Annotated in this window: 31 protein-coding genes; 10 read left to right on the top strand and 21 right to left on the bottom strand. The window is 62.5% G+C overall.

Translation table 11 applies throughout. The annotated features are described in order from the left end of the window. Positions 1 to 70: 70 nt before the first annotated feature. Together NKJ64_RS03050 and NKJ64_RS03045 are read right to left on the bottom strand one after the other, a co-directional pair. On the bottom strand, positions 71 to 985 hold the full coding sequence (locus tag NKJ64_RS03050; RefSeq protein WP_023817450.1) for an alpha/beta fold hydrolase: 915 nt from the start codon (positions 983 to 985) through the stop codon (positions 71 to 73). Between the two features lie 141 nt (positions 986 to 1126). Beyond that, complete coding sequence (locus tag NKJ64_RS03045) at positions 1127 to 2371, bottom strand: MFS transporter (protein ID WP_023733351.1); 1245 nt, start codon at positions 2369 to 2371, stop codon at positions 1127 to 1129. A 203-nt stretch (positions 2372 to 2574) separates the two neighbouring features. Between NKJ64_RS03045 and NKJ64_RS03040 the strand changes: the two genes are divergently transcribed. Continuing rightward, complete coding sequence (locus NKJ64_RS03040) at positions 2575 to 3447, top strand: AraC family transcriptional regulator (protein ID WP_023670047.1); 873 nt, start codon at positions 2575 to 2577, stop codon at positions 3445 to 3447. Positions 3448 to 3482: 35 nt separating this feature from the next. Here the strand turns inward: NKJ64_RS03040 and NKJ64_RS03035 are convergent, their stop codons facing one another. The 9 genes from NKJ64_RS03035 to NKJ64_RS02995 all read right to left on the bottom strand — a co-directional run bounded on the left by NKJ64_RS03035 (position 3483) and on the right by NKJ64_RS02995 (position 11322). Next, positions 3483 to 4454 carry a Bug family tripartite tricarboxylate transporter substrate binding protein gene (locus tag NKJ64_RS03035; protein ID WP_023670048.1) on the bottom strand — a complete coding sequence of 324 codons (972 nt, stop codon included), beginning with the start codon at positions 4452 to 4454 and terminating at the stop codon, positions 3483 to 3485. A 145-nt stretch (positions 4455 to 4599) separates the two neighbouring features. After that, on the bottom strand, positions 4600 to 5115 hold the full coding sequence (locus NKJ64_RS03030) for a hypothetical protein (RefSeq protein ID WP_023670049.1): 516 nt from the start codon (positions 5113 to 5115) through the stop codon (positions 4600 to 4602). Between the two features lie 93 nt (positions 5116 to 5208). After that, positions 5209 to 6144 (bottom strand): ribose-phosphate pyrophosphokinase, encoded by a 936-nt coding sequence (locus tag NKJ64_RS03025; RefSeq protein ID WP_023686119.1) that lies wholly within the window; start codon positions 6142 to 6144, stop codon positions 5209 to 5211. A 141-nt stretch (positions 6145 to 6285) separates the two neighbouring features. Further along, entirely contained in the window at positions 6286 to 6882 is a 597-nt protein-coding gene (locus tag NKJ64_RS03020) for a hypothetical protein (protein ID WP_023686118.1), read from the bottom strand. 54 nt (positions 6883 to 6936) lie between these two features. Further along, a complete protein-coding gene (locus NKJ64_RS03015; RefSeq protein WP_286488110.1) occupies positions 6937 to 8088 on the bottom strand; it encodes a M24 family metallopeptidase in 1152 nt (383 codons plus the stop codon). Continuing rightward, entirely contained in the window at positions 8088 to 8882 is a 795-nt protein-coding gene (pgeF, locus tag NKJ64_RS03010) for a peptidoglycan editing factor PgeF (RefSeq protein WP_023695793.1), read from the bottom strand. Before pgeF ends, NKJ64_RS03015 begins: the two co-directional genes overlap by 1 nt. A 151-nt stretch (positions 8883 to 9033) precedes the next feature. Continuing rightward, positions 9034 to 10098, bottom strand: coding sequence for a class I SAM-dependent methyltransferase (locus NKJ64_RS03005; protein WP_023683719.1), 1065 nt, complete (start codon positions 10096 to 10098; stop codon positions 9034 to 9036). After that, the gene (lgt, locus tag NKJ64_RS03000; protein WP_352461949.1) at positions 10095 to 10979 is read right to left on the bottom strand and encodes a prolipoprotein diacylglyceryl transferase; all 885 of its coding nucleotides are present in this window, start codon (positions 10977 to 10979) and stop codon (positions 10095 to 10097) included. Before lgt ends, NKJ64_RS03005 begins: the two co-directional genes overlap by 4 nt. A 103-nt stretch (positions 10980 to 11082) precedes the next feature. Then, a complete protein-coding gene (locus NKJ64_RS02995; RefSeq protein WP_023828113.1) occupies positions 11083 to 11322 on the bottom strand; it encodes a BrnA antitoxin family protein in 240 nt (79 codons plus the stop codon). Positions 11323 to 11719: 397 nt separating this feature from the next. On the opposite strand from NKJ64_RS02995, the gene NKJ64_RS02990 reads away from it, so the two are divergent. From NKJ64_RS02990 to NKJ64_RS02980, 3 genes are all read left to right on the top strand, one after another. After that, a complete protein-coding gene (locus NKJ64_RS02990) occupies positions 11720 to 12022 on the top strand; it encodes an accessory factor UbiK family protein (protein WP_023672029.1) in 303 nt (100 codons plus the stop codon). 316 nt (positions 12023 to 12338) lie between these two features. After that, positions 12339 to 12839 (top strand): type III secretion system chaperone family protein, encoded by a 501-nt coding sequence (locus NKJ64_RS02985; protein ID WP_006202532.1) that lies wholly within the window; start codon positions 12339 to 12341, stop codon positions 12837 to 12839. A gap of 6 nt (positions 12840 to 12845) precedes the next feature. Then, positions 12846 to 13205, top strand: a complete 360-nt coding sequence (locus NKJ64_RS02980) for a tRNA-binding protein (RefSeq protein ID WP_023672028.1) — start codon at positions 12846 to 12848, stop codon at positions 13203 to 13205. Positions 13206 to 13215: 10 nt separating this feature from the next. Here NKJ64_RS02980 and NKJ64_RS02975 read toward each other — a convergent pair whose 3' ends face one another. The 4 genes from NKJ64_RS02975 to NKJ64_RS02960 all read right to left on the bottom strand — a co-directional run bounded on the left by NKJ64_RS02975 (position 13216) and on the right by NKJ64_RS02960 (position 17193). Next, positions 13216 to 14238, bottom strand: a complete 1023-nt coding sequence (locus NKJ64_RS02975; protein WP_023701587.1) for a glycosyltransferase family 4 protein — start codon at positions 14236 to 14238, stop codon at positions 13216 to 13218. A gap of 223 nt (positions 14239 to 14461) precedes the next feature. Beyond that, positions 14462 to 15877 (bottom strand): ATP-binding protein, encoded by a 1416-nt coding sequence (locus NKJ64_RS02970; protein WP_023672026.1) that lies wholly within the window; start codon positions 15875 to 15877, stop codon positions 14462 to 14464. 76 nt (positions 15878 to 15953) lie between these two features. After that, positions 15954 to 16673 (bottom strand): response regulator, encoded by a 720-nt coding sequence (locus NKJ64_RS02965; protein WP_023672025.1) that lies wholly within the window; start codon positions 16671 to 16673, stop codon positions 15954 to 15956. After that, a complete protein-coding gene (locus NKJ64_RS02960; RefSeq protein ID WP_023734975.1) occupies positions 16660 to 17193 on the bottom strand; it encodes a MarR family winged helix-turn-helix transcriptional regulator in 534 nt (177 codons plus the stop codon). The genes NKJ64_RS02965 and NKJ64_RS02960 overlap by 14 nt, the downstream gene beginning before the upstream one ends. A gap of 245 nt (positions 17194 to 17438) precedes the next feature. Here NKJ64_RS02960 and NKJ64_RS02955 point away from each other — a divergent pair, with 245 nt between their 5' ends. The 3 genes from NKJ64_RS02955 (at position 17439) to NKJ64_RS02945 (ending at position 19662) form a co-directional block, all read left to right on the top strand. Then, entirely contained in the window at positions 17439 to 18332 is an 894-nt protein-coding gene (locus tag NKJ64_RS02955) for a branched-chain amino acid aminotransferase (RefSeq protein ID WP_352461948.1), read from the top strand. A 145-nt stretch (positions 18333 to 18477) separates the two neighbouring features. Then, a complete protein-coding gene (locus tag NKJ64_RS02950) occupies positions 18478 to 18792 on the top strand; it encodes a hypothetical protein (protein ID WP_023686110.1) in 315 nt (104 codons plus the stop codon). Positions 18793 to 19023: 231 nt separating this feature from the next. After that, entirely contained in the window at positions 19024 to 19662 is a 639-nt protein-coding gene (locus tag NKJ64_RS02945; protein ID WP_352461946.1) for an MBL fold metallo-hydrolase, read from the top strand. A 69-nt stretch (positions 19663 to 19731) separates the two neighbouring features. Here the strand turns inward: NKJ64_RS02945 and NKJ64_RS02940 are convergent, their stop codons facing one another. The 3 genes from NKJ64_RS02940 to NKJ64_RS02930 all read right to left on the bottom strand — a co-directional run bounded on the left by NKJ64_RS02940 (position 19732) and on the right by NKJ64_RS02930 (position 21127). Beyond that, positions 19732 to 20157: a BA14K family protein gene (locus tag NKJ64_RS02940; RefSeq protein WP_352461944.1), complete on the bottom strand. Its 426-nt coding sequence runs from the start codon at positions 20155 to 20157 to the stop codon at positions 19732 to 19734. Positions 20158 to 20349: 192 nt separating this feature from the next. After that, positions 20350 to 20562 (bottom strand): cold-shock protein, encoded by a 213-nt coding sequence (locus NKJ64_RS02935; protein WP_023672019.1) that lies wholly within the window; start codon positions 20560 to 20562, stop codon positions 20350 to 20352. 352 nt (positions 20563 to 20914) lie between these two features. After that, entirely contained in the window at positions 20915 to 21127 is a 213-nt protein-coding gene (locus NKJ64_RS02930; RefSeq protein WP_006202520.1) for a cold-shock protein, read from the bottom strand. 474 nt (positions 21128 to 21601) lie between these two features. On the opposite strand from NKJ64_RS02930, the gene NKJ64_RS02925 reads away from it, so the two are divergent. Beyond that, complete coding sequence (locus NKJ64_RS02925; protein ID WP_023711155.1) at positions 21602 to 22018, top strand: Kazal-type serine protease inhibitor domain-containing protein; 417 nt, start codon at positions 21602 to 21604, stop codon at positions 22016 to 22018. 556 nt (positions 22019 to 22574) lie between these two features. On the opposite strand, the gene NKJ64_RS02920 is transcribed toward NKJ64_RS02925, so the two are convergent. The 3 genes from NKJ64_RS02920 to NKJ64_RS02910 are packed head-to-tail and all read right to left on the bottom strand — an operon-like array spanning position 22575 to position 23282. Further along, positions 22575 to 22712 (bottom strand): hypothetical protein, encoded by a 138-nt coding sequence (locus NKJ64_RS02920; RefSeq protein WP_023695786.1) that lies wholly within the window; start codon positions 22710 to 22712, stop codon positions 22575 to 22577. A gap of 37 nt (positions 22713 to 22749) precedes the next feature. Beyond that, positions 22750 to 23016, bottom strand: a complete 267-nt coding sequence (locus tag NKJ64_RS02915) for a hypothetical protein (RefSeq protein ID WP_023814998.1) — start codon at positions 23014 to 23016, stop codon at positions 22750 to 22752. Next, positions 23013 to 23282: a hypothetical protein gene (locus NKJ64_RS02910; RefSeq protein WP_023701590.1), complete on the bottom strand. Its 270-nt coding sequence runs from the start codon at positions 23280 to 23282 to the stop codon at positions 23013 to 23015. The genes NKJ64_RS02915 and NKJ64_RS02910 overlap by 4 nt, the downstream gene beginning before the upstream one ends. Before the next feature lie 323 nt (positions 23283 to 23605). Here NKJ64_RS02910 and NKJ64_RS02905 point away from each other — a divergent pair, with 323 nt between their 5' ends. Continuing rightward, the gene (locus NKJ64_RS02905) at positions 23606 to 23788 is read left to right on the top strand and encodes a hypothetical protein (protein ID WP_023689691.1); all 183 of its coding nucleotides are present in this window, start codon (positions 23606 to 23608) and stop codon (positions 23786 to 23788) included. Between the two features lie 203 nt (positions 23789 to 23991). Next, positions 23992 to 25626 (top strand): tetratricopeptide repeat-containing sulfotransferase family protein, encoded by a 1635-nt coding sequence (locus NKJ64_RS02900; protein ID WP_352461943.1) that lies wholly within the window; start codon positions 23992 to 23994, stop codon positions 25624 to 25626. Position 25627 lies beyond the last annotated feature (1 nt).

Raw genomic sequence — 25627 nt, 5'->3', positions numbered from 1 at the left:
GTTGGATAGGCAAGGCACCCGCCGCCGGGCGGGTGCATTTGCTTTCGTCGAAATGTCAGCGGGACAGTGCCTATTTATCGAGAAAACCAGTGATCAGTTTGACGGTGTCGTCGGGGTTTTCCTCCATGATCCAGTGTCCGGAAGCGGGCACGATGCCGCCCGTGACATCGGTCGCAACAAGCCGCAGGAGATCGGCCTGCGTAGTGCCGGCGGATTTTTCACCGCCGACAGCCAGTACCGGCATGGTCAGTTTGCCGCCGGCGGCAAGCATCGCCTGGTTGTCGATCGCGTCCTGGTCAAACGCCTTGAACTGCTCGAAGGCGTCATGCATCGCATGCGGGCGGGCATAGAGTTTGGCGTAGTGCCTGCGCGTCGCCTCGTCGATCTTCTTGGGGTCAGCCGACAACTCGTTGTAGAAGCGGTCGAGATAGATGCGCTCGCGCCCCGCGACCAGCCGCTCCATATCAGGGCCGCGGAAGTTGAAGTGCCAAAGCAGCGGGCTTTGCTTGATCTTTTCCCAGTCGCCTATGCCGGGCAGCGGCGCGTCGATGATAACCCATTTGGTGATGCGCTTGGGATACTGAGCGGCGAGCGCATAGCCGACCATGTTGCCGATGTCGTGGGTGACGAGATCTGCCTTGTCGATCTTCAGGGCATCCAACACGCCGGCGATGTCGACGGCCTGGTTCTTCTTGGCGTAGCCCGCTTCCGGGTGGGCCGACAGACCCATGCCGCGCAGGTCCGGCACGATGACGGTGTGGTCCTTTGCGAGGGCGATGGCCGCGGCGCCCCACATGTCTCCGGTATCGGCAAAGCCGTGCAGCAGCACGACGGCGGGACCCTTGCCGCCAACGCGCACATAGAGTTTGGTGCCGTTGGTTTCGACGGACTGCGTCTTGAAACCCGGCGGAAAGGGAACGATGCGTGCCGTCGCCGGCAAGGTAACAAGAAGCACACCCAATACGGCCAATACGATCTTGCGCATGTCATCCCCCAGAGACGTCGAAGGCCCCAAGCCTTCGTTGATGACTATCTCTAGCAGGCTTTTCAACCAGCGCATGGTGAAAGAATCACAGAGGGCGCAGCAATGCCGCGCCCTGCGTCAAATCCGCAAAATCGACCGGTTTTATCTGGCCGCCGCTTGCGCCTTCCTGGCTTCCTTCATGTTGGGCAGGAACACCGTCAGCAGGCCGAGCAGCGGCAGATACGAGCAGATCTGGAAGACGAAATCGATGCCCTTCATGTCGGCGACGACGCCGAGCACGGCGGCTGCAATGCCGCCCATGCCGAAGGCGAAGCCGAAGAAGATCCCGGCGATGGTGCCGACACGTCCCGGCACCAACTCCTGCGCAAACACGACGATGTTGGAGAAGGCCGAGGACAGGATCAGGCCGATCAGCACCGTCAGCACCATCGTCCATTCGAAATTGGCGTAGGGCAGCGCCAGCGTGAACGGCAGCACGCCGACGATCGAGAACCAGATCATCGCCTTCTGGCCGTAGCGGTCGCCGAACGGTCCGCCGAGCAGGATGCCCAGCGCCGAGGCGCCGAGGAACAGGAACAGCATGACCTGGCTCATCTGCACCGACACGCCGAACTTATGGATGGAATAGAAGGTGTAGTAGCTGGAGAGCGAGGCGATGTAGGCATTCTTGGTCAGCACCAGCAACGTCAGGACGATGAGCGCACCCATCACTTTCTTGCGCGGGAAGGGGGAGACGAAGCTTGCCGCCTTGCGATTGCCCTGCGCGGCGCGCATCCGGCTGTACCAGCCGCCGACCCGCGACAAAACGATGATGCCGATCAGAGACCCGACAGCGAACCATGAAATGCTGGTCTGGCCGAAGGGCACAACGATGAAGGCAGCGAGCAGCGGCCCCATCGACTGGCCGAAATTGCCGCCGACCTGGAACAAAGATTGCGCCAGGCCAAAGCGGCCGCCGGAGGCAAAGCGGGCAATGCGCGAGGATTCCGGATGGAAGATCGCCGAGCCGATGCCGATCAGCGAGGCGCCGACCAGAAGCAGCGCATAGTGGCCGGCATAGGCCAGAACGATCAGGCCAATCAGCGAGGACGCCATGCCGTAGGGCAGCGAATAGGGCATTGGCCGCTTGTCGGTGATCATGCCGATGACCGGCTGCAGCAGCGACGCCGTGACCTGGAAGGTGAAGGTCAGAAGACCGATCTGCCAGAAATCGAGACCGTAATTCTCTTTCAGCAGCGGATAGATCGCCGGCAGCAGCGATTGCATGATGTCGTTGATGCCGTGGCAAAAGCTCACCGCCAGAATGACGGTGAAGGCGGTCGCCTGGGCTGAAGGGAGGCTGGCGCTTGGCTGCGGTGCAATGCTGGTGGCTGTCGTATCGGTCAAGGCAGGCTCCGAGGTCTTTTTGGCGGGTGTTTGCCCGCGGGCAGGCTTGGCGGCCGCTCCCGCGGACCGCCTTAAGGACGCTCGTCTGAAGCGCTTGGGCGACGCCCGTGCGGAGCGCCTTGGGGATGGCTGCCTTATAAGCCGCTTGCGAGGCGACTTCTTTCGTGGTTTGGTCCAATAGTTTCGCAAGTGGGCCATAGCCGATGCCACATGGCAGGGACATCTTCCGCGCCGGCAATGCCGATCTCGGCCGATTGCACGAAAGCCGCTGGCAGTGGCTGGAGGAGGTTTCCGGGCCGGCGGTGGCTTTGCCGACCGAATATCCCGACGGTTACCTCGTGCCGCAACACCGCCACAGCCGCAGCCAGCTGCTGCATGCGCTGGTCGGTGTCGTGCTGGTGACGACCAGGTACGGGCGCTGGATGGTGCCGCCCGACCACGCAATGTGGATACCGGCCGGCACCGAGCATTCTGTCGAAATGCTGGGCGATGTCTCGATGCGCTCGGTCTATGTCATGCCGGGCGCTATCCCCGGCCTGCCGGAAGGTTTGCGCGTCGTCGGCATCACCGAGCTGATGCACAGCCTGATCGTCGAATCGGAAAAGCTGCCGCAAGGCGGCGAACTGGAAGGCCGCGGCGGGCTGATCATGAACCTGTTGCTGCACGAGATCCCGACCTTGCCGGAACGGCCGCTCGGGCTGCCGTTCCCGTCCGACCCGAAGCTGGCGGCGCTCTGCCGACGCTTTGTCGCGGCACCTTCGCCGCACGCCACGATCGACGAGTGGGCGGATGCCGCAGGCATGAGCCGCCGTTCGTTCACCCGCGCCTTCCAGCGCCAGACCGGACTGTCCTTGTCGACTTGGCGCCAGCAGGCCTGCCTGTTTGCGGCCCTGCCCAGGCTCGCCGATGGCGAGCCGATCACCAGGGTGGCGCTCGACCTCGGTTATGACAGCGTGCCGGCATTCATAACCATGTTCAAGCGCATGCTCGGCGCCTCGCCGCGCGGCTATATGCGCGGCGCCCGCGACGAAGGCATTCGGCGGGCTCAGCCTCGACTTGAGGCCCCGGCGCCGTAGCGCCAGGAAAAGCCCGCAGTACTTTGCCGTAGGCCCTAGTCCAGCTGAACGCCGCTGGCCTTGACGATCGGTTCCCATTTGGCGAGTTCGGCCTTCACATGCACTCCAAGCTCTTCCGGGGTGGAGGCCACGATCGAGGCGCTGAACTGGGCCATGCGGGCGATCACATCAGGGTCTTTCAGGGCTTCAACTGCCGCCTTCTGAAGAACGGCGACGACCTCCGGCGGCGTGCCTGCGGGCGCGAACAGAGCGTTCCAGCTGTAGGTTTCATAGCCGGGAATGGTTTCGGCAATGGCCGGTATGTCGGGGAAGGAGGGAACGCGCTCCTTGGTGGTGACGCCAAGCGCTCTCAGCGTCCCGCTCTTGATATGGCCCGATGAAGAGGGGAGGTTGTCGAACATCATCGGCACCTGATTGCCGATAACGTCGTTCAAGGCCGGTCCGGCGCCCTTGTAGGGAATGTGCTGCATACTGACGCCGGCCATCGTCTTGAAAAGCTCGCCGGAGAGATGCAGCGGGGTGCCATTGCCTGATGAGGCGTAGGCATATTTGTCCGGGTCCTTCTTCAGCATCTCGATCAGTTCCTTGACGTCCTTGGCGGGGAATTCAGGGTTTACGACCAGGACGTTTGGCACCAGCACGAGCAACGATATCGGCGCAAAATCCTTCTCCGCGTCGTAGGGCTTTGTCTTCAGGATCAGCGGGTTGAGCGCGTGGGTTGCGACCGTGCCCATCAGGATCGTGTAGCCGTCCGGTTCGGCTCGGGCGACCTGGGCAGCGCCGATGCTGCCCCCGGCGCCGCCGACATTTTCGACGACAATCTGCTGGCCCAGCTTTTCGGACATCTTGTTGGCGACTAGGCGCGCGACCAGATCCGTCGAGCCACCGGCGGAAAAGGGGACAACCATGGTGATGGTCCGGTCCGGAAAATCGGCGGCCCAGGCCGCCGGTACTGAAAGGGTGGCTGCGATGGAAACCGCGAGCCCGAGCAAAGTCCTACGCCGCATCTGCTACTCCTCCGTTGATTGGAGGGCAGTATGGCCATGGTGAACTCCTCGCACAATGCAACCATGGACTGACTGCCCGCCTCAGGAGATCGGGCTTGACACCGATGCTTCGGTTGGCGTGCGCGAGAACGCCTCACCCCTCAGTTCAATCAGCCTTGGTCCAGCTGAAAACAAGCCATTTGTATCGTGACGTCTCTTCAGGCTCGGCCGTGTAGGTCATCTGCATGTCGCCGCCCTCGGTGTAGATGTCGAGCCTGGGTGCCGTGTCCAGTTCGAGCCACACGGAATCGTTCTTGAACGACCATGTCCCGCACCAGACGCAAGGCCCCGATGCCGGGTCACCCGGTTGGTGAAAATTGTAGCGGCCGTCCGCCGTGATCTCCAGATAGTCGAAGGCGCCATAAAAGGCGGTCACAGTCTGCTGAAATTCGGTCGCAGCCGCTTCCTGGTCGGGCTTCGCCGGCTCTTTCAGATCACGTGGTGGCCGGATTGCCGACCCTGCGATGCTCCATTTGCCGATGAAATCCTTTTCGGTGGGAAGATATTCCGTCTGCGCCTGCGCGGTCGAAACCGGAGCGATTGTCGGCGCATAGGCCGCGCTGGCGATGCCGATTGCGAGAAGCATTCCTGCGATGCCTGCAGCCTTGATTCGATTGCGCATCAGCTGCGCTCCTTTCACGACGGTTTGGGGCAGATTCCAAAAACGAGATTACCCCCGAGCCAGGCCCGGGGGCACGCTTTTGGGCAACATGGATTAATCGAACAGGCTCGACACGGACTCTTCGGTCGCTGTGCGCGAAATCGCCTCGCCCATCAGGTCGGCGATGGAGATGACGCGGATATTCGGGGCGTCGAGCACGCCTTGCGTCGGCTGGATGGAATCGGTGATCACCAGTTCCTGCAGCTTCGAGCCGCTGATCCTGGCGACCGCACCGCCCGACAGCACGCCGTGGGTGATATAGGCGGTGACGCTGGTAGCGCCGTTGGCGAGCAGCGCATCGGCGGCATTGCACAGCGTGCCGCCGGAATCGACGATGTCGTCGATCAGCAGGCAATCCTTGCCGGCGACCGCGCCGATGATGTTCATCACTTCGGATTCACCGGGACGTTCGCGGCGCTTGTCGACGATGGCCAGTTGTGCGTCGAAGCGTTTGGCGAGCGCGCGGGCGCGCACCACGCCGCCGATGTCGGGCGAGACGACGACGACATTGGCAAGCTGTTTGTATTTTGCCTTCACGTCACGGGCCATCACCGGCACCGAGAACAGATTGTCGGTCGGAATGTCGAAAAAACCCTGGATCTGGCCGGCATGGAGGTCGAGCGTCAAGACGCGGTCCACGCCGGCGCGGGTGATCATGTTGGCGACCAGCTTCGCCGAGATCGGTGTGCGGCCCGAGGCCCGGCGATCCTGCCTGGCGTAACCGAAATAGGGGATGACCGCGGTGATGCGCTTGGCCGAGGAGCGCATGAAGGCATCGATCATGATGAGCAGTTCCATCAGATGATCGTTGGTCGGGAACGAGGTCGACTGCAGGATGAAGACATCCTCGCCGCGCACGTTTTCCTGGATTTCGACGAAGATTTCCTGATCGGCGAAGCGTCTGACGCTGGCCTTGCCCAGCGGGACATTGAGATAGCGGGCGACCGCTTCGGCCAGCACCCGGTTGGAATTGCCCGCGAAAAGCTTCATGCACCGTTCCTGGCGAAGGATGGGGAGGTCCTCTTAATCGGGCTTGTAGCGAGCCGTGCCGGTATTGCAAGCCTCGTTGACGGGAATCCGCCGGCTAATCTCAAAAACGTCAATAGTGAACGGAAGCCGGTAACAGGCGGATCAGCCGGCGCTGCCGCCGAGCCAGGCCGCGAACTGGTCGATCGTCTGGTCGGCGATCGCCTGCATGGTAGCGGGTGCAACCGCGGGCCAGCCTTCGGCGGCGTTGACCGAGGGCGCCTTCTGCTGGCCATTGATGCGGTGTAGCCGGTTGCCAGCGGGGTCATAGACGTCCCAGACATAGATAACGGTGGTATCCTTGCCTTCCGTCATCGTCGAGAAGTAGCCCTTCAGCACATGGGTGGCGGCCTGGTCGGCGCTGCCGGCAAGGGTGATGCCGCGCTGCTTGGCGCGTGTCTGCAGTTCGGCCGTCAGCGGCGTTGCCGCTTCCACGGAGGCGCCGACGATCGGCGCGATCTGCAGCCGGGTCTTCGACAAAGCGGCGGCGCTCTGCGCGGGGTTGGCGGGTGTCGTGGCGCCGACGGCCGGCGCTGGTGTGGCGGCGGGCGCGATGCCCGGGGCAGCCAAGGGCTGAGCCGGTTGGGCCGAGGCTGCCGGCGGCGTGATGGCGGACGGCTCAAGGACGTCCTTGGCATTGGTGCAAGCGGCCAGCACAAGCGCTGCGAGCAATGACACGGTCGTCACATGCGATCGTCTCATCTGCCCGAAAACTCCTTAGTCGCGAACCCCCCGCGTGGACCAACCATTATGGATTCACTGTACGATCAAGTCGAGATCATGGCGTGAAAGCGGCTTCGGCTGGGATTCGGTGGTCAGGTAGGTGCGGCCAAGCGTCATCGCCGTCTCGGTTTCGGAGTCCATGATGATCATGTGCGCGAACAATGTCATGTTGGGCGCGATCGGCTCGGGATTGCCCTGGTAGAACATCGGCATATCCATCCAGGACGGGGTGAAGCGGGCGCCGACGGAATAGCCGCAGGCGTTCAACCGATGCTTGGTCAGGCTGTGCGCCTCCAGCGTGCGGGCATGCGCGTCGAAGACGTCGCCGAAGGTGTTGCCGGGCGTCATCGCCTTCTCGACCGCCAGAAGAGCCGCGCGGGCGGCGTCGAACAGCTCCTGATGGCGCTTCGACGCCTTGCCGGTCAGCACGGTGCGCATCATCGGCGCGTGATAGTGATGGAACACGCCGGCCCATTCGAGCGTCAGCTGATCGTTCTTGGTCAGCTTGCGGCGCCCGGCCTTGTAGCGGCAGAGCAGCGCGTCGATGCCCGAGCCGATGATGAATTCATTGGCCGGATAGTCGCCGCCGCCGGCAAACACCGCGCCCTGCATGGCGGCAAGGATCAGCGCTTCGTCGCCGCCCTGCTTGATCAGCGGCAGGGCCGCGTCGAGCGCGTCGTCGGAAAGGTTGGCGGCCTTTTCGGCCTTGGCGATTTCAGCCGGGCTCTTGAACAGGCGCAGACGGCCGACAATACCGGAGGCGTCGGCGATCTGGCCGAAGGTCTGCAGCTGCTCGTCGACGCGGCGGCCATTGAAGGCGGTCAGGCCATGGGTGTCGTATTCGACGCCGATGCGGGCGCCGAGGAGATTGAGGTCGTTGAGCAGGTTGCGCAGGTCGACCGCCGGGTTGGCGCCGTCGCGGTCGGTCCACAGCACGATGTTGTCGATGATCGATGTGTGGCGCGCCTGGCGCAAATCGGCCGAGCGGGTGAGCAGCACCATCGAGCCGTCAGCCTTCACAACCAGGCACTGGAAGAAACAGAAGCCGAACGTGTCGTAGCCGGTTAGCCAGTACATGCTCTCCTGGGCGAAAAGCAGTACAGCATCGAGCCTCTTTTCCGTCATCTCGATCATCAACCGGTCACGCCGGGCGTCAAATTCCGACCGTTCGAAATGCAGCGCCATTATCCGTTCTCCAAAACAATTGCCGAAACCTGCCGACCGTAGTCCGGTTCCTTGCGATGCGTCGCGCGCCGGTAGGAAAAGAAGAGATCCTCCTCGGCATAGGTGCAGCGGCCAAGCCCCTGCGCGGTCACGCCAGCCTTCTTCAGCCGGTCGACCGTATAGAGGTTGAGATCGAACATTGCATGCGCCGGATTGGCCGAAGGCGCGAAATAGCCGATGTTTTCGGCATCGGCTTCGACGAAACGGGCGACGAATTCCGGCCCGACCTCGTAATTGTCGGGGCCGATCGAAGGACCGAGAACCGCAATGATGCGCTCACGGCGGGCGCCGAGGCTTTCCATCGCGGCAATGGTGTTTTCAAGCACACCGGTGAAAGCGCCCTTCCAGCCGGCGTGTGCAGCGCCAATGATGCGCGCTTGCGCATCGGCGAACAGCACGGGGCCGCAATCGGCCGTCGAGGCGCCGATGGCGATGCCCGGCCGGTCGGTGACGATGGCGTCGGCCTTGGGCCGCGGGCCGGGAAAGGGTTCCCTGGCAATAACGACATCGGGCGAGTGGACCTGATGCGCGGTCAGGAGATGGCTGGCCGGCACACCCATCCAGGCAGCGACGCGGCGGCGGTTCTCGGCGACCAGCATCTGATCGTCATCCGAGCCGGTGCCGATGTTAAGTCCCTGATAGATGCCGCCGGAGACGCCGCCGATACGGGTGAAATAGCCATGGCGGATACCTCGCGGCTTGGCCGCTTCCAGCAGCGGCGAGCGAACAGGATCCGGTTTGGTCTGATTCAGCATGGATGGGTTTGTTGTCCGCGCCGGCGTTTTCGTCAAGGCGAAGTTCGGCCGAGTGATTGCGACAGTGCTGCCGCGTCGACTTTGCATTGGCCAAAAGCAGGCATGCGACCACAAGCGACATGGCGAGACGGCTTGTAACGATCTCTGAGGGTCAGACTGGCTGATGCGGCAGGATTTTCAGGATTTTGAACAGCGTGCCCATGCCGTCGGGGCCGGCCAGGCGCTCGACGGCATCGGCAATGGTTTGTCGTGCCTCTTGGCTTGCCTGGCTGCCCAACTGGCCAGCTCGCTCAAGCAATCCCGTGCCAAGCAGAAAGTCGCCCTGCGTCGCCAATTCCACATCGAGGCCATGCGCCCGCACGACGGCGGCCAGTGCCGCGAAGTCGACATGGGCGGTGAGATCGGCTTCGCCGGGATTGGCCAGCACATCTTCGGGGGCGTGCCTGCGCACGGCCTGCAATGTGTCGCCGAAACCGGGCTGGAGATGGCCGTAATCGGGGAACAGCCCGGCGCCGCCGTGGTCGGCTATGCGTTCGGCAATGGTCGCCATCAGTGCCGCGCGGGCCGGTGCTATTTCGAAAATAGAGCCTTGTGGCGCCTCGGCGGCGTCTTCCGGCAGCAGCGTCGCCTCGACCGAGCCGGCGCCGGCGAAGAAGCTCAACTCGTCTGAGACATCGAGGCCGATCACCCGTTCGCGCCAGCCGGCGCCGGCGCGGATGAACTGGCGGATCGGCACAGCGTCGAACAATTCGTTGCCGACAATCAGCAACGGCGCCTGCGGTAGTGTGGCGATGGTTTCGTGCCAGCCGAGCTCAACCGAAGTTTCGGCAAGCGTCTGCTTTTGGATTTCAGTCAGCCGCGGACTGGTCTCGACCAGAGCGAAGGATGCTCCGGCGGCGATAGCCGGATCGAGCCGCGTCAGGGTGCGAAGCATGTCCTTCATCAGCGTGCCGCGGCCAGGCCCGATCTCCGCGATGGTGACCGGCAGGGGTCGGCCGATCGCCAGCCAGGCCTGATAGAGCCAGACGGCGACGAGTTCGCCGAACATCTGGCTGATCTCGGGTGCGGTGACGAAGTCGCCGGCGGCGCCGAACGGCTCGCGCGTGGTGTAGTAGCCGTCGCTGGGATCGAACAGGCAGAGCGCCATGTACTCGTTGACGGGGAGGGGGCCGAGCGCGCCGATCAGGTCGACGATGCGGGTCTTCAGCCGTGTCATGCCGGCTGTGGTTGCGGCGCCGGTTTGGCTGTGGCCATCGCCCAGATGCCGGCCAGCACCATCGGCAGCGACAGCACCATGCCCATGGTGAGCCAGCCGCCGAGGAGGTAGCCGAGCTGCTGGTCGGGCTCGCGGAAGAACTCGACGAAGATGCGTGACAGGCCGTAGCCGCAAATGAAGGCGCCGCCGACAAAGCGCGGCGTCTTCAGCTTCAGCCGCGAATGGGTGAGGAAGCGCAGGACCAGGAACAGCACCGCGCCCTCGAGCAGCGCTTCGTAGAGCTGGCTCGGATGGCGAGGCTCCAGGCCCGCGACACAACCCGCCACGGTCTGCTGGAGACGCTCGTTGCAGAAGACGACGCCCCACGACACGTCGGTCACGCGACCCCAGAGTTCGGCATTGACGAAGTTCGCGATGCGGACGAGGCCGAGCCCGACCGGCACGCCGGCTGCCACCACGTCGAACAGTGTCCAGGTGCGGATGCCGCGCTTGAGGGAAAACAGCGTGATGGCGAGGATGACCCCAAGCAGGCCGCCATGGAACGACATGCCGCCCTGCCAGACGGCGAAGATGTCGAGCGGGTGGTCGATATAGCGCTTTAAATCGTAGAACAGCACATAGCCGGTGCGTCCGCCGAGCACGACGCCGACGGCGGCCCAGACGATGAAATCCTCGAGGTCGATCGGCTTCATCGGCAAGACGCCATCAGGCCACAGCCTTGTGTTGGTGACGAGCCGCTTGGCGTACCACCAGGCGAACAGGATGCCGACGATATAGCCGATGCCGTACCAGTGCACAGCCAGCGGGCCGATCTGAACCAGGATCGGGTCGATGTTGGGGAAGGACAGCGACGCCATCGGCAGCGGGAAATAGTCGTTCAACAGGATCTCCTGGGAGGGCTCGCGTTAGGGCGCGGACCATGCGGCAGGGTTTTGGCGGGGTCAAGGCAAGGTGACGACAGCCTGATCGTCAGAGATAATGGGCTCAACCCTGCGGCTTGCCGGCGATCAATTGCCTGAGCGCATCGTTGATCCTGTCTTGCCAGCCGGGGCCATCTTCCTGGAAATGGTCGAGCACGGCGCGATCGATCCTGATCGAGACAAGCTCGCGAACGTTTGGTGCGGCGGAGGGTTCGCGAATGGGAGGCGCGGGTTTCTTGACCGGCTTGAAGGCCGCTTCAGCGGCTTCCATCGGATTGGTCGGTCGGCGCGGGGGCGTTGCCATTGGTTGATCCTGAATGAGAGTGACTCTTGCCTGGAGCAAGTCGTGAGGAAAACTAGGCCGCTGGTCTGTGAAGACCAGTAACTTCACTTGGTTCTCTCTGCCATTGCCCTGTATTTGGCTTCAAGCCTGTCCAGCACCTCGTCGCCAGGCTAGACCCGGCCCGCACTGGCATCCGAAATGCCCTTTGCGAGTGCTGCATCGAGTGCTGCAAAGCGCTTCTCCAAGTCCGCACTGTCCGTCACGGCAACCGTCGTTCCAAGAATCCATTTGCGATAATAGCAATCTGTCGGCCGGACCGTGAGCCAAATCGCGTCCGACATGAAGCCGCACCAGCTTCAACGTTCTTGCATTCCGCAGGCAGTGCCACTACGTCAATTCCAGCAAGCGAGGATTTGCCATGTCGACCGGACCGAACCGCATTCTCGATGAATTCGCCAAGCTGATGACCGATGCCGCGGGTGCCGCACAAGGCGTGCGCCGCGAGGTGGAGACTGCCTTCAAGGGGCAGGCCGAGCGCATCCTCAACACCATGGATGTGGTGCAGCGCGAGGAGTTCGAGGCTGCCCGCGACATGGCTGCCAAGGCCCGCGAAGAAAACACCAGGCTGGCCGCCCGCATCGATGCGCTCGAGGCCAGGCTTGCCGAATTGACCGGACAGGCCGCACCTGTGGCTGCGGCAAAGCCCAAAGCAAAAAAATAAAATTTGAACTTTTCCACAAAGCACAATCCGAAAAAATGCTTTGCCGTGAATCGTTTACCGGCAATGCATGAATCTTTGTGACAGCGCCTTTCCACATGCTGATGACGCAGTGCGAAAAATTAGGCTGTTCACGCGACTCCCGATCAATAGACTGAATTTGTTGCATGATTCGGAGCAGGGTCATGCGGCCGGGCGGTGGGGTCCGGTCCGGGGTCTTTGTGTCGTGAAGTCCTGGCCGTCCGAGTTCAAGACAAGATTGTTCGTCGTGTGTGCCCCGCGGAGCGTGTGGCGCTCCCCTGAACACAGGAAGCATTCCATGGAACTTCTCGAACTCGAATTCTCCCGCGAAATCCATCCGGTGGATGTCATCGAGCAGGTCGCCCATAACAATGACTGGTCCTTCGAAAGGGCCGGCGATGACGAAATCTCGATCTCGGTTGCCGGCAGCTGGACCGACTATCACGTCTCCTTCTCATGGATGGAGGATTTCGAGGCGCTGCATCTGGCCTGTGCTTTCGACATCAAGGTGCCGGAAGCCCGCGCGCTGGAAGTGATGCGGCTTTTGTCGCTGATCAACGAGCAGATGCTGTTTGGCCATTTCGATCTCTGGGAGCAGGAGGGCGCGATCATGTTTCGCCAGTCGCTGCTGCTCGCCGGCGGGGTCGAACCGTCGAGCCAGCAGGTCGAGGTGCTTTTGTCGTCGGCGCTTGAAGCCTGCGAGTGCTATTTCCAGGCCTTCCAGTTCGTTGTCTGGTCGGGAACCTCGGCCAAGGATGCGCTGGCCGGCGTCCTGTTCGAGACCTATGGCAACGCTTGAGCTTCCATGAGTTCGAGCAGCGCGCGCAAGCCCGAGATCAGCTTTGCCGATTTTGATCGTGTTGACATCCGTGCCGGCACGATCGTCGAGGCCGAGCCTTTCCCCGAGGCGCGCAAACCCGCCTTCAAGCTGAAGATCGATTTCGGCCCTGAGATCGGCGTGAAGAAATCCTCGGCACAGATCACGAAATACTATGCGCCGGAAACGCTGGTGGGACGGCAGGTGTTTGCGGTGGTGAATTTCCCGCCGCGCCAGATCGGTCCGTTCATGTCGGAAGTGCTCACGCTCGGCTTCCCTGATGAAGAAGGCGCCGTGGTGCTTGGCGCCATCGAGCGCAAGGTGCCGGACGGCGGGCGACTATTTTAGGAAGATTGCGTCAGGCGGCCAGCTTGCGCGTGGTGCCGAGCGCCTCTTCGACCGTGTCCATGAACATCTCGGCGCAGGCTTTCCAGCTGTAGCGCATGGCGCGTTCGCGCGCCTCGGCGCGGTCGACATTGAGCGCGGCGAGCGAGGCCTTGCGCAGATCGGTCGACACCGCGCCGCCGATGCCGTCGCCGACAATGTCGATCGGTCCGGTGACCGGATAGGCGGCCACCGGCGTCCCGCTGGCCAGCGCCTCGATGATGACGTTGCCGAACGTGTCGGTGCGGCTGGGGAAAACGAAAACATCAGCCGAGGCGTAGATCTCGGCCAGCTCATCGTTCGGGCGATGGCCGAGAAAATGCGCCTGCGGGTATTTCGCCCTGAGCCTGGCCAGTTCCGGTCCTTCGCCAACGATCACCTTGCTGCCGGGCAGGTCGAGATCGAGGAAGGCGCTCAGGTTCTTCTCGATGGCGACGCGGCCGACGCACAGGAATACCGGGCCGGGAAAGCCGAGGTCCTTCTTCTTGTCCGGGCGGAAGTGATCGGTGTCGACGCCCCGCGTCCACGGCCTGAGCTTGGTGAAGCCTCGCGACGCAAGGTCCTCCGCCAGCGACTGGGTGGCGACCAGCGTGCCTTGTCCGGAATTGTGGAAATCACGCAGCCAGCGATAGGCCCAGCTCTCCGGCACTGGCAGGCGGGCGCTCAGATATTCGGGAAAGCGGGTGTGATAGCTGGTGGTAAAGGGACGGCCGGCATTGCGGCAATAGCGCCGCGCCATGATGCCGAGCGGGCCTTCGGTGACGATATGGATATGGTCGGCCTTGCGAGCCTCGATCAGCCGCGCGACATGACCGGGCGTGGTCAGCGCCAGCCTGATGTCGGGGTAGGTCGGCAACGGCAAGGTGCGAAAGATGTTCGGGGTCAGGAAGTCGACCGCAACGTCGAAGGTTTTCAGCGTTTCGGTGAGCCGCTCCAGCGTGTGGACGACGCCGTTGACTTGCGGCCGCCAGGCGTCGGTGACCATCAGGATGCGCATGGCGGTCCTTTGCTCGGATCAACGGTTGCCTTGATGCGATAGCGGTACGGCCCGGCTGCCCTCGCTTCGCTCCACCGCACCCGGGCAGGCACGAGGTCGAAGTAAGGCGGCTGAGCCGAATCAACTGAGGTCGCGCGCTTCATGCGCGCTCTTGACCATGGTTTCATGACGGGCGGATGAAGGTGGTTTTTGGCCGAGCCCCGCCTTCCAGATCATGCTTTGGTCAGGCGGGCACCTTGATTACCGCCCGCAGGCCGCCGAGCGGGCTGTCTTCCAGCATGATGTCGCCGCCATGGCTGCGGGCAATATCGCGGGCGATAGAGAGACCAAGGCCGGTGCCGCTGGCGTCTAGGTTGCGCGCCTCGTCGAGCCGCACGAACGGTTTGAACACGTCTTCGCGCTTTTCCGGCGGGATGCCCGGACCGTCATCGTCGATGGTAACGACGAGTGAGCCGCGGCCGTGATCGGCGCTGATCTCCACCGTCTTGGCATAGCGCAAGGCATTGCCGGCGACATTGGACAACAGCCGGGCGAAAGCGTGCGGGCGCACATGCACGTCCGGATCACCGGCAAGCACGGTCGATAGCTTGCGCTTGTGCAGCGACGCCTCCTCGCCGAGCTTTTGGAAATAAGCCTCGAGATCGAAATGGCCGGCATCTTCCGACGCTTCGCCGCGGGCAAAGGCGATATAGCCTTCCAGCATCGACTGCATGTCGTCGATGTCCTGGTTGAGCGCGGCCTTGGTCTCGGGCTTGCCGCCGGCCAGCGCCAGCTGCAGCTTGAAGCGGGTGAGGATGGTTCTGAGATCGTGGCTGACGCCGGTCAGCATGGCGGTGCGCTGTTCCAGCTGGCGTTCGATGCGCTCGCGCATCTGGATGAAGGCAAAGCCGGCCCGGCGGACCTCCTCGGCGCCGCGTGGGCGGAAATCGCGCGGCATCGGCCGGCCCTTGCCGAAGCTTTCGGCGGCCTCGGCCAGAGACAGGATCGGCCGGATCTGGTTGCGAAGGAAGGGGATGGCGATCGTCAGCAGCACCAGCGACGTCCCGACCATCCAGATCAGGAAGATGTGGGTGTTGGAGGCATAGGCCTGGCTGCGGCGCACGAAGACGCGCAGCACCTTGCCCTCGAGCTGGATGCGGACCTCGACGATGTTGGAATTGCCGACCGTGTCGATCCAGAACGGGCGGTTGATCTGGCGGGTGATCTCGGTGGAAAGGACGTCGTCAAGGATCGAGAAGAAGGGCTTGGGTCCAGGCGCCGGCAACGGGTCGGGCGGCAAGAGGTCGACCTTCAACTGCATGCGGTCCTGGGCGATGCGGATGATGTTGGCGTAGTCGCCATCATGCGGATAGGTCTCGATCATGTCGATGATCGCGGCGATGTCGCGCACGGTGGCCTGCGACAGGCGCTGCGTCACGGTTGCCCAGTGGCGTTCCATGAAGTCGAAGGCGACGACCGACTGCAGAAGGATCATCGGCGCGATGACGATGATCAGCGAGCGGGCATAAAGCCGCTTGGGCATATAGAACGCAACCAGCCGCCAGAACCGCTTCCAGGCACGCGGCATTGCTTTCAGCGCGCGTGATACGCGCGCGCCAAAGCCGCCTTGTTCCGGCCGTTCCAGTTGCGTGGTCGCCATTTATCCTTCCGCTGGGTCAATGGCCGCTGGTCGATGGCCACATATCTATGGCCAAAGGACGGCCGTCAGCGGCATTCTATTCCACGCTGAGCCGATACCCAATACCGCGCACCGTCTGCAGCCAGACCGGATTGGACGGATCGCGCTCGATCTTGCGGCGCAGCCGGTTGATCTGAACGTCGATGGTGCGCTCGCCGACTTCCGAATCGTCGCCGACAAGCTCATGGCGCGGGATGGTTTCGCCGGCCCGCGCGGCAAAGATCGCCAGGATCTCCTGCTCGCGGTCGGTCAGCTTCAGCGCCTCGCCGCCCCGCTTCAGCTCGCGCCTGGCGATCTGGAAGGTGTAGGGGCCGAAGACCAGCTGCTCGACCTTGGGCGTCGTCGCCGGGCCGCCGCGGCGCAGGATGTTGTTGATGCGCAGGATCAGTTCGCGCGGGTCGAAGGGCTTGGGCAGATAGTCGTCGGCGCCGGCCTCGAGCCCGGTGATGCGGCTGTCGGTTTCCGATAGCGCGGTGAGCATCAGGATCGGCACGTTCTTCTCCGCCCGCAGCGCCTTGGTGAGGTCGACGCCGGTCTCTCCGGGCATCATGACGTCGAGGACAAGGAGGTCGAAGTCGAGCCCGGCGAGCTTGCGCCTGGCCTCGCCGGCATTTCCGGCGACAGTGACGCGAAAGCCATTTTCGGTCAGATACTGCTTGAGCAAATTGCGGATGCGGGTGTCGTCGTCGACCACAAGCAGATGCGGCGCGTCATCGTCCGGCGCCGTCGGCTGGTCCACCCTCTCAATGGTCTCCATGGCTTTTCCCTGACATGTTTGCAGGCACAATGTCGATCTGCGCCCTTAGTTCCGGATTGACCATGGCTTCCAGGAATCGTTCGATCAAGGGACGCTCGCTGGCTCCGGAATCTTCCAATGCAGCACGGATGCGGCGTGACTGTGGCCGCGCCAGGGCCAGCGCCAAGGCGCGGCCCTTGGCTGTCGGATAGAGCTCCCGCTGGCGGCGGTCGCGCGGACCCTGCAATTGGACGACATGGTCGGTGTCGATCAGCTGCTTGAGCACCCGCGCCAGGCTCTGCTTGGTGATCTTGAGCACGTCGAGCAGTTCGGCGACCGTCAGTCCCGGCCGGCGGTTGACGAAATGCAGCACACGGTGATGGGCGCGGCCAAAGCCGTAATCGGCCAGGATTTGGTCCGGATCGGAAGTGAAATCGCGATACGCAAAGAAGAACAGTTCGATGATGGCGAAGTCGATGCCGTCCTCGTCGGTGATCGGCGTCTTGATCGGTTTTCCGGCAGCTGGGCTTCGATCCGTCATCATTTCTCCGTCCATAGAGGGAAATTATGTCAGTACTATTGACGTAATTTCCCCGCAATGGTAATTTTTGACAAGCTTTTCGGGTGAATGCGAACGAAAAGGCAAGGGAGTGCGGTTTTTCCGGAACTTCCTGAGTTTGCCAGAGTTCGATTCTCCGCTTACGCTTCAAGGGCCGCCCGACGCGGCTGTCGCGCAACAAAAAACAACACTAATGATGTGCGGGTCGCCGCCCGCGGGAGGTTTCCATGGCATCCGTTCCCTTCGACCAACTGGACGGCTTCATCTGGATCAACGGCGAGTTCGTCAAATGGGCCGACGCCAAGATCCACGTGCTGACCCACGGCCTGCACTATGCCAGCGCCGTCTTCGAGGGCGAGCGCGCCTATGGCGGCGCCATCTTCAAGCTCAACGAGCACACCGAGCGTCTGCATGAATCGGCGCGCCTGCTCGGCTTCAATATTCCCTATTCCGTGGCCGAGCTCAATGACGCCTCGACCACGCTTCTGAAGAAGCAGGGTTTCCAGGACGCCTATGTCAGGCCGATCGCCTGGCGCGGCAGCGAACAGATGGGGGTGTCGGCGCAGAACAGCCGCATCAACTGCGCCATCGCCATCTGGCAATGGCCGAGCTATTTCGACCCGGCGCAGAAGCTCAAGGGCATCCGTCTCGATCTGGCGGAATGGCGCCGGCCCGATCCGCGCACCGCGCCGTCGAAGTCGAAGGCCGCCGGCCTCTACATGATCTGCACCATGTCCAAGCATGCCGCCGAGGCCAAGGGCTATGCCGATGCCATGATGCTCGACTGGCGCGGCCAGGTCGCCGAAGCAACGGGCGCCAACATCTTCTTCGTCAAGGATGGCAAGATCCACACGCCGAAGGCCGATTGCTTCCTCGACGGCATCACCCGCCGCACCGTCATCGGCCTCGCGAAAGACCGCGGCCTTGAAGTCGTCGAGCGCGCCATCATGCCTGAGGAACTCGCAGGCTTCGAACAGTGCTTCCTCACCGGAACGGCAGCGGAAGTGACGCCGGTCTCCGAGATCGGTCCGTACCGATTCGAGGTCGGCGAGATCGCCAAGACTTTGATGAACGACTATTCTGCTGCGGTGCAACCTAAGCATGCGATAGCCGCAGAATAACGAAAGTCACAGCTTTTTTCGCAAGCAGGGGCGGTTTTGAGGCCGGCCTCTTTATTTCAGCATCTGTGCATTTGACTTTCGTACAATTCAGCGTCTCATGATGGTGTCGGCCCGGGAGGCTGGCAGCTATGGAGGGACTAGGTACATGGATACGAATACGCTCATTGCGCTCGTTGTACAGGTAATTGCAGGTGTTGTCGGTGGTCAGGCGGTCGGCGTTGCGCTGAAGAATGCGGCGATGGGCCAGCTGACCAAAATCATCGGTGGCGCCGTTGGCGGCGTCGGCGGCGCGGCGATCCTCGGCAGCCTGCTCGGCGGCACGGCCGACCCGGCAGCGGCTGCCACGGCAGCGGGCGGATTGGGTGATACGCTGAACCTCAAAAACCTGCTCGGCGGCGCCGGCGGCGGCGCCATCCTGACCGGCATCATCGGTGCGGTCATGGGCGCGATGAAGAAGTAAGCCTCTAGATCATTCACCGTTTCACGGCGAATGATCTAGTTTGTTGTTTTACGCAATTCCGGACGGAAAACCGCTTTACAGTTTTCCTGGAATTGCTCGAGACTCAGGCTTCGTCAAATGGGCGGCCGTTGGGCCGCCCATTTTCTGTTTTGGGACGGACTGTTTGCCTTTCAGCAGTGGACGGCCTTCGCCCGCGCCTCTACATCACGCTTGAACAGCGAAAGGACAATCATGGGTCAGCTCAATGCCGGCATCGTGCCGGTCACGCCTTTCCAGCAGAACTGCACCATCCTGTTCGACATGGATGACAAGCATGGCGTCGTCATCGATCCGGGCGGCGACATCGACAAGGTGCTGGCGGTGCTGAAGGACAATGCGATCACCGCCGCTGCGATCTGGATCACCCATGGCCACATCGATCACGCCGGCGGCGCCATGGAGCTGAAGGAGGCACTCGGCATCGAGATCATCGGCCCGCACGAAGCCGACAAGCTATTGCTCGACAATCTCGAGAACCAGGGCCAGCGCTACGGCATTGCCGGGGCGCGCAACTGCGTGCCCGACCGGTTTCTCGCAGAGGACGAGACGGTTTCGTTCGGCTCACATATGTTCGAGGTGCTGCACTGCCCCGGCCATGCGCCCGGCCATGTCGTATACTACAATCGCGCGGCGAAGTTCGCTCATGTCGGCGACGTGCTGTTTCGCGGCTCGGTCGGGCGCACCGACCTGCCGGGCGGCGACCATGCGGCGCTGATCGCCTCGATTAAGAACAAGCTTTTGCCGCTCGGTGACGAGATCGGCTTCATCTGCGGCCACGGCCCGGGTGGCCGCTTTGGCGAGGAAAGGCGGACCAATCCCTTCCTGACTTAGCGATGTCTTTCTGCCAACGAAAAAAGCGCTGGCCTTGCGGTCAGCGCTTTTTTTTGGGGCAGGGAAGCCTCAATTCGCGACGCAGAAATGCTGCTCACCGTCATTGCCGGTGAACGTGCCGCTGCGGGCATTGAAGCTCCGGTAGCGGTCCGAGCAGTATTCGTACCAGTCGCGGGTCCACGGCTCGGCATAGCGGTCGGCATAGACGACCCGCGGTTCGGCATAGTAACGGCGCACCGGCGCCGGCCGCACTTCGCGATAGTCATAGTCGTCGTCATAGCTGCTGTAGCGCGGCTGCGGGTTGCTCAGCGCACCGGCGATCAGAGCGCCGGCCGCAAGGCCGACGACACCGGCCGCAAGCGCGTCGCCATTATGATGACGACCATGGCCATGATGCCAGCGGCTCCAGTCCTTGGCATTGGCGGCAGGCAAGGTGGCGAGGGTGGTCGCGGCGAGAGCGGCGCCCAGGATGGCGGTCTTGAAAATGCGATTCATTTTGGTCTCCTTCGTGCCGGCCCGGACAGTTTTCGGGGATGCGGTCCAGCCTAGGGGACGATTAATAGAAGACCGTGGCTGAACGGGGGCTGAACGGAATTGGCTGATACGATCCAGTTCTTGCGGCAAAACCAAGCGCGTACGCAAGGCGCTCCGCCTCGTCAATCTCCGTCCGGACTGTCTTGAGCCGGCTTAGCCGACCGACAGGTTGACGGCCTTCGGACCCTTGCCGCGCTTGTCCGGCTCGGTGTCGAATGTCACTTTCTGTCCATCCTCCAGACCGGAAAGACCCGAAGCCTGCACGGCCGAAATATGAACGAAGACATCCTTCTGCCCGTCGTCGGGCGTAATGAAGCCGAAGCCTTTGGCATGATTGAAGAATTTGACGGTGCCGGTCTGCGGCATGGGAAGCTCCCTTTGATCCCACAAAGTCCAGTTTCGGGCCGGCAAATGCCCGAAGGGAAATTTGTCCTTTATTTTAGCGCTATCGGCAAGAGAAAGTTTTGGCGACGGCGGCAACGCTGAAGGCTGCTCAAATAGATCGTGGCACCGAAGGCAATTCGCGCCAGACGATTGCTCCGGCGATCAGCCACGGCATTGACCGGAAAAGCGTCCTTTGCCTGCGGCGACGGCGGACATGAAAAAGGCGCAACGGGAAACGTCGCGCCTTCGAAACTCTGGACGGCTGACAACGCCGGTTCAAGCACGCTTGAGGTGCTTTTTCGAGCGCCCTGACGGGCGCGCGGGCACCGCCGGTTCAGGCCGCGCGGAGGTTGACCGCCTTCGGACCCTTGCCCATGCGGTCGGGTTCAACGTCGAAGGTGACCTTCTGGCCGTCGACGAGGGTACGCAGGCCCGAGGCCTCGATCGCAGAAATGTGGACGAACACATCCTTGGCGCCGCCGTCGGGCGTGATGAAGCCGAAGCCTTTGGTCGCGTTGAAGAATTTAACGGTGCCGGTCTGGGCCATTGGGGAAACTCCTTCACCCGTGTCAGTCTTGTGGTTTGCCCGCCGCCTGGCATCGTGGGCAAGTCCCGGTGGTTGCTTCGGCAGTCCTGCATTTGCGCATGGTAAAACCCCCCGCCGAAAACGGGGCCGTCAGAGATTCACAGTATCGGGGAAAGGTCGTCCAAAACGTTCCGCTCTCCGGGTCGCAAATGCCCGAACACAAAATTTATCGCACGGAAACGTGATCGTTGCAAGATAGCGCCGCGGGCCGCGTCCATCGACGCATCCCAACGCAGGCGCTTCGATAAACCTGGGTTCTTAAGAGTTCATCAGCCAGGGCCCGGCCACGCATGGTCCAGCGGTCTGGTCCAGGGCCAAACCAATGCGCGGGCCGGGCATCGCATGGCTCCCGCGCCGCAAACGGGGGTTGCATTTGGCAAGGGAATGGCGAGGATCGACAGGCGCGTTTTGCGCCGGCTCGAGGGAGGCATATTCATGAGATTTCTTGCGACGATCTTCTCGCGCCAGGGTTTTACCATTCTCTTCCTGTCGGGGCTTCTTGCGGCCTGCACCGTCGTCGTCGATGACGGGCCGGGACCACGTCCGCGCCCGCCACGGCCGGAACCGGAATTCTGCACCAGGCAATACGAGCCGGTCTGCGCGCGGCGCGGCGGTGACCGCCAGACCTTCGCCAATGCCTGCCTTGCCGAACGGGAAGGCTACCGCATCGTTCGCGACGGCCCTTGCCGCGACGGCGGCGGTGGTGGCGGTGGTGGCGGCGAAGAGCCGACATTCTGCACGCGCGAATACGCCCCGGTCTGCGCCCGCCGCCATGGCGAGCTGCGCACCTTTCCCAACGCCTGCGAGGCCCGTGCCGCCGACTACCGCGTCGTCGAGGACGGCCCCTGCTGATTTTTCCTTCTCCCCTGTCGGGTGAGTCCGCCGGAGGCGAATTCACCGTCCCACTGGCACGATAAAAAAGGCGGCGAATGCCGGGACCCTGCGAAGCAGCGGGGACCGGGCGGGTGGACCGGACCACCCTTGGTCCTTCGCAGGCTCAGGGCGTTCGAAACTCGAAAAGCCAACAATTGGCTTTTCGTCTGCTGCGCGGACCGCTTCTCACCCCCAAGGGAGAAGGCAAGGTCGCGGATCGGAGTGGTTGCCTACGCCGAATACGCCCCGTCGGCCGGGCCGGCATAAAGCTCTGCGCTGTCCTCGTCGCAAATGCGCAGACGGTCGGGGATCTGCGGCATGGCGAGGCTGTGGAACAGCGCGGTGGCGCCCTGCAGGGCGGCGCGCAGGTTCGGCGCGTCCAGCGATACCTTGTCGAGCGTGGCTTCGTCGGCGTCGCGCGAGCGGCTCGACGAAGAACGTCAAGCAAGCCTCCGTTGCAGAGTTTTGCGCGAGATCGTCAGTCCGAGATCGTCAGTCCATTGCCGGCAGGTGCGCCAGGCGCGCCCCTGGCTGGTCAGCCCTTCGACTTCGGCTTCAGGCTGCTCTCGGCTTGCTTGACCGAGGAACCGAACGGGGAGGCGGCCTTGGCCACCACCTTGTCTTTCCTGGGCTTGCGCGTTTCGCGATTGCTGCGCTGCTGACCCTTGGCCATCTGTCTGCTCCTTCGTACGCGCTGGGTGGGTGCGGTGTCAGACGGCCGGGCTGTCGGGGACAGCCGGGGCGTCCGCCACTTCGAGGTTGTCTTCCGTGGTGACCCGCTCATAGGTCTCCTCCTCGCTGCGGATGCGATATTGCGGCGAGCCATCCTTGACCGGCAATCTGCTCTTGATCTGAAACAGCTCGGCGGTCTGCTGGGCGAGCCCGCTGCGGCTCTTCATGCGCACGGTCTGGCCGATGGCGAAGAGGTGCGAGGGCGTATCGGTGCGCGGACGCGCATTCTGCTGGAAGCGGATCATGCTGCGTTCTCCTGGTCGCGCCTCAGCGCTGTTTCGAGTTCGAGGTAGTCGATGGCGACAAGCTGGCTGGTGGCCGGGTTCTTCACCGCCCTTGCCGGCAAATGGATGAAGGTGGCGACGCGACGCCAGGCAAGCCGCGACATGCCCTCGATCAGCTCTTCGTCGTGATCGATGTCATAGTCGCCGGCCGGCAGTTGCCCTTCCAGCCCGCTAAGCACGAAGGGTGCCGCGAAATGGGCGATGGAACGGGTGGTGCGATCCGGCATTGGCTTGGCTCTGGTTCGTCGATGCTTTCCGGCATCAACCGGGAACTCAACCATCGGCGATTGGAATGAGTTTGGCGGGTCGAGTATCTCCGACGCCGCTATATGCCAAGCTTGACCCAAAAAACGATCTCAGATCAATAATCCGAAATTGTTGGTTATTCAAGCTGATTTCCGCCACGGCTCGACCGGTATAAAAAATTTCTCGTATAAACCCCTAATAAATCTGCTATCGTGGAACAATATCAGCCAATTTCTTATTTAGAGAGCATCGGAATAATTATTCCGGTGCCCCTAAGATTGTTTTTTACGAAAGGCAAAAATATATGAGATTCATGAAAACGCCGGATCGTCCGACCGCAACAATCGAGCCAATCGTCCTCTTCCCCAAGGCAATATCAGTGCGCCTGACGATAAGAAGCGACGAAGCGGCACGGCGCAAGATTGCCGACACCGACGGCACGCTACGGCGGGAGCGCCGGCTCGCCGAGAGCAACCGGCTGATTTGAACGCTACATTTTCCTGGAATTCCTCTAGAGTTTCGAAGAGGTCCGCGCCCTTGGCGAGCCCACTCTTCCCTTGAACCTGCAGCGCCGATGGCCTAGATCGCGGCAAGCGGACAAAACACGGCAGGTTTCCCATCAACAGAGATCAGAGAAGAGCGGCGGGTGCTGGAGCTGGCGGACAGCCGCCGCTGGGCCTCGACCAATATGTGCAGCAGGCGCTGCAGCTGCATCAGGCCGGGCGCCGGCAGGAGGCCGAGACGCTGTACCGGCAGGTGCTGGCGCGCAAGGCCAATCACCCGGCAGCGGCGCATTTCCTGGGCCTGTTGCTGCACCAGACCGGGCGCAGCCCCGAAGGGCTGGAGCTGATCGAGCAGTCTGTGCGTCTGCAGCCGAAGAATCCCGATTTCCTCAACAATCTCGGCACGGTGATGCGCGATCTCGGCCGCGTTGCCGCGTCCGCCGATTTCTTCCGCGGCGCGGTCGATCTCAAGCCCGACCAGCTCGCGGCACGCGACAATCTGGGTTCGGCGTTGAAACAGCTCGGCCAGTTCGAGGCTGCGGAGGACATCTATCGCGGCACAATCGGGCGCAATCCCTTCCATGTCCGCGCCCGCATCGGGCTTGCCGAAACGTTGCAGGAAGCCGGTCGTCTGGATGAGGCGCTGGCGACCTTTCGCGAGGCGCTGACGATCCGGCCCAAGGATGCCGACATGTTGCATGGGCTCGGCGTCGGGCTGATGGAAAAAGGCAAGCTCGATGAAGCGGCAGACCTGTTTCGGCAGGCGTTGGCGATCACGCCAGGCATGGCAAAGGCCTGGCTGATGCTGACGCAGGTCAAGCGCCAGAAGGAGCGCGACGCCGAACTCGCCGGCATGGAGGCCCAGCATGCCAAGGCGCCGGCCGACAGCCTGGCACGCATGCAGCTGTCCTTCGGTCTCGGCAAGGCCAATGACGATTTGAAGGACTATAACAGGGCCTTCGACTATTTCGCTGAAGGCAATGCGATCCGCCGCAAGGGCATCGATTATGATCCGGTCAGGACGCGGGCCGAATTCGAGGCGATGAAGACGGTGTTCAACGCCGGCTTTTTCGAAAAGCACAAGCCAAGTGCAATCTCCGACGACACGCCGATTTTCGTCGTCGGCATGCCGCGCTCCGGCACCACGCTGGTCGAACAGATCATCGCCAGCCATCCACAAGTCTATGGCGCGGGCGAGCTCAGCATGTTGAAAACCGCGGTCGGCAAGCAATTTCCGCTGACCATGCCGGGAGGTTTCCCCTGGGGACTGGTCGATGTATCCGACGCGGAGTTTGCGGAGGCGGGCCAAGCCTATCTCGACATGCTGCATGAGCGCTATCCCAACTTCAGGCATGTCACCGACAAGATGCCCGGCAACTTCCTGCTCATCGGCTTCATCCATATGATGCTGCCGAAAGCCAAGATCATCCATTGCGCGCGCGATGCGGCGGCGACCTGCCTTTCTATCTACAAGGTGCATTTCCGCGGCGACAACCACCGCTACGGCTATGATCTGGGCGAGCTCGCCGATTTCCACAACATCTACACCGACATCATGGCGCATTGGCACGATGTTCTGCCGGGCGTCGTCCATGACGTGCGTTACGAGGATTTCGTGGCCGACCAGGAGGGACAGACGCGGGCGCTGATCGGGCATCTCGGCCTGTCCTGGGACGACAAGGCGCTGTCGTTCCACGAGACCGACCGCCCGGTGCGCACGGCCTCGGCCGCGCAGGTGCGCCAGCCGATGTATCAGGGCTCGGTCGATCTCTGGAAGCGCTATGGCGACAGGTTGAAGCCGCTGCTGGACAAGCTGGACTGAC

It is taken from the genome of Mesorhizobium sp. M0062, from assembly GCF_040323125.1.
Lineage (GTDB): Bacteria > Pseudomonadota > Alphaproteobacteria > Rhizobiales > Rhizobiaceae > Mesorhizobium.
The sequence above is the reverse complement of the archived record's forward strand: the minus strand, read 5'-3'. Positions and strand labels throughout refer to the sequence as shown.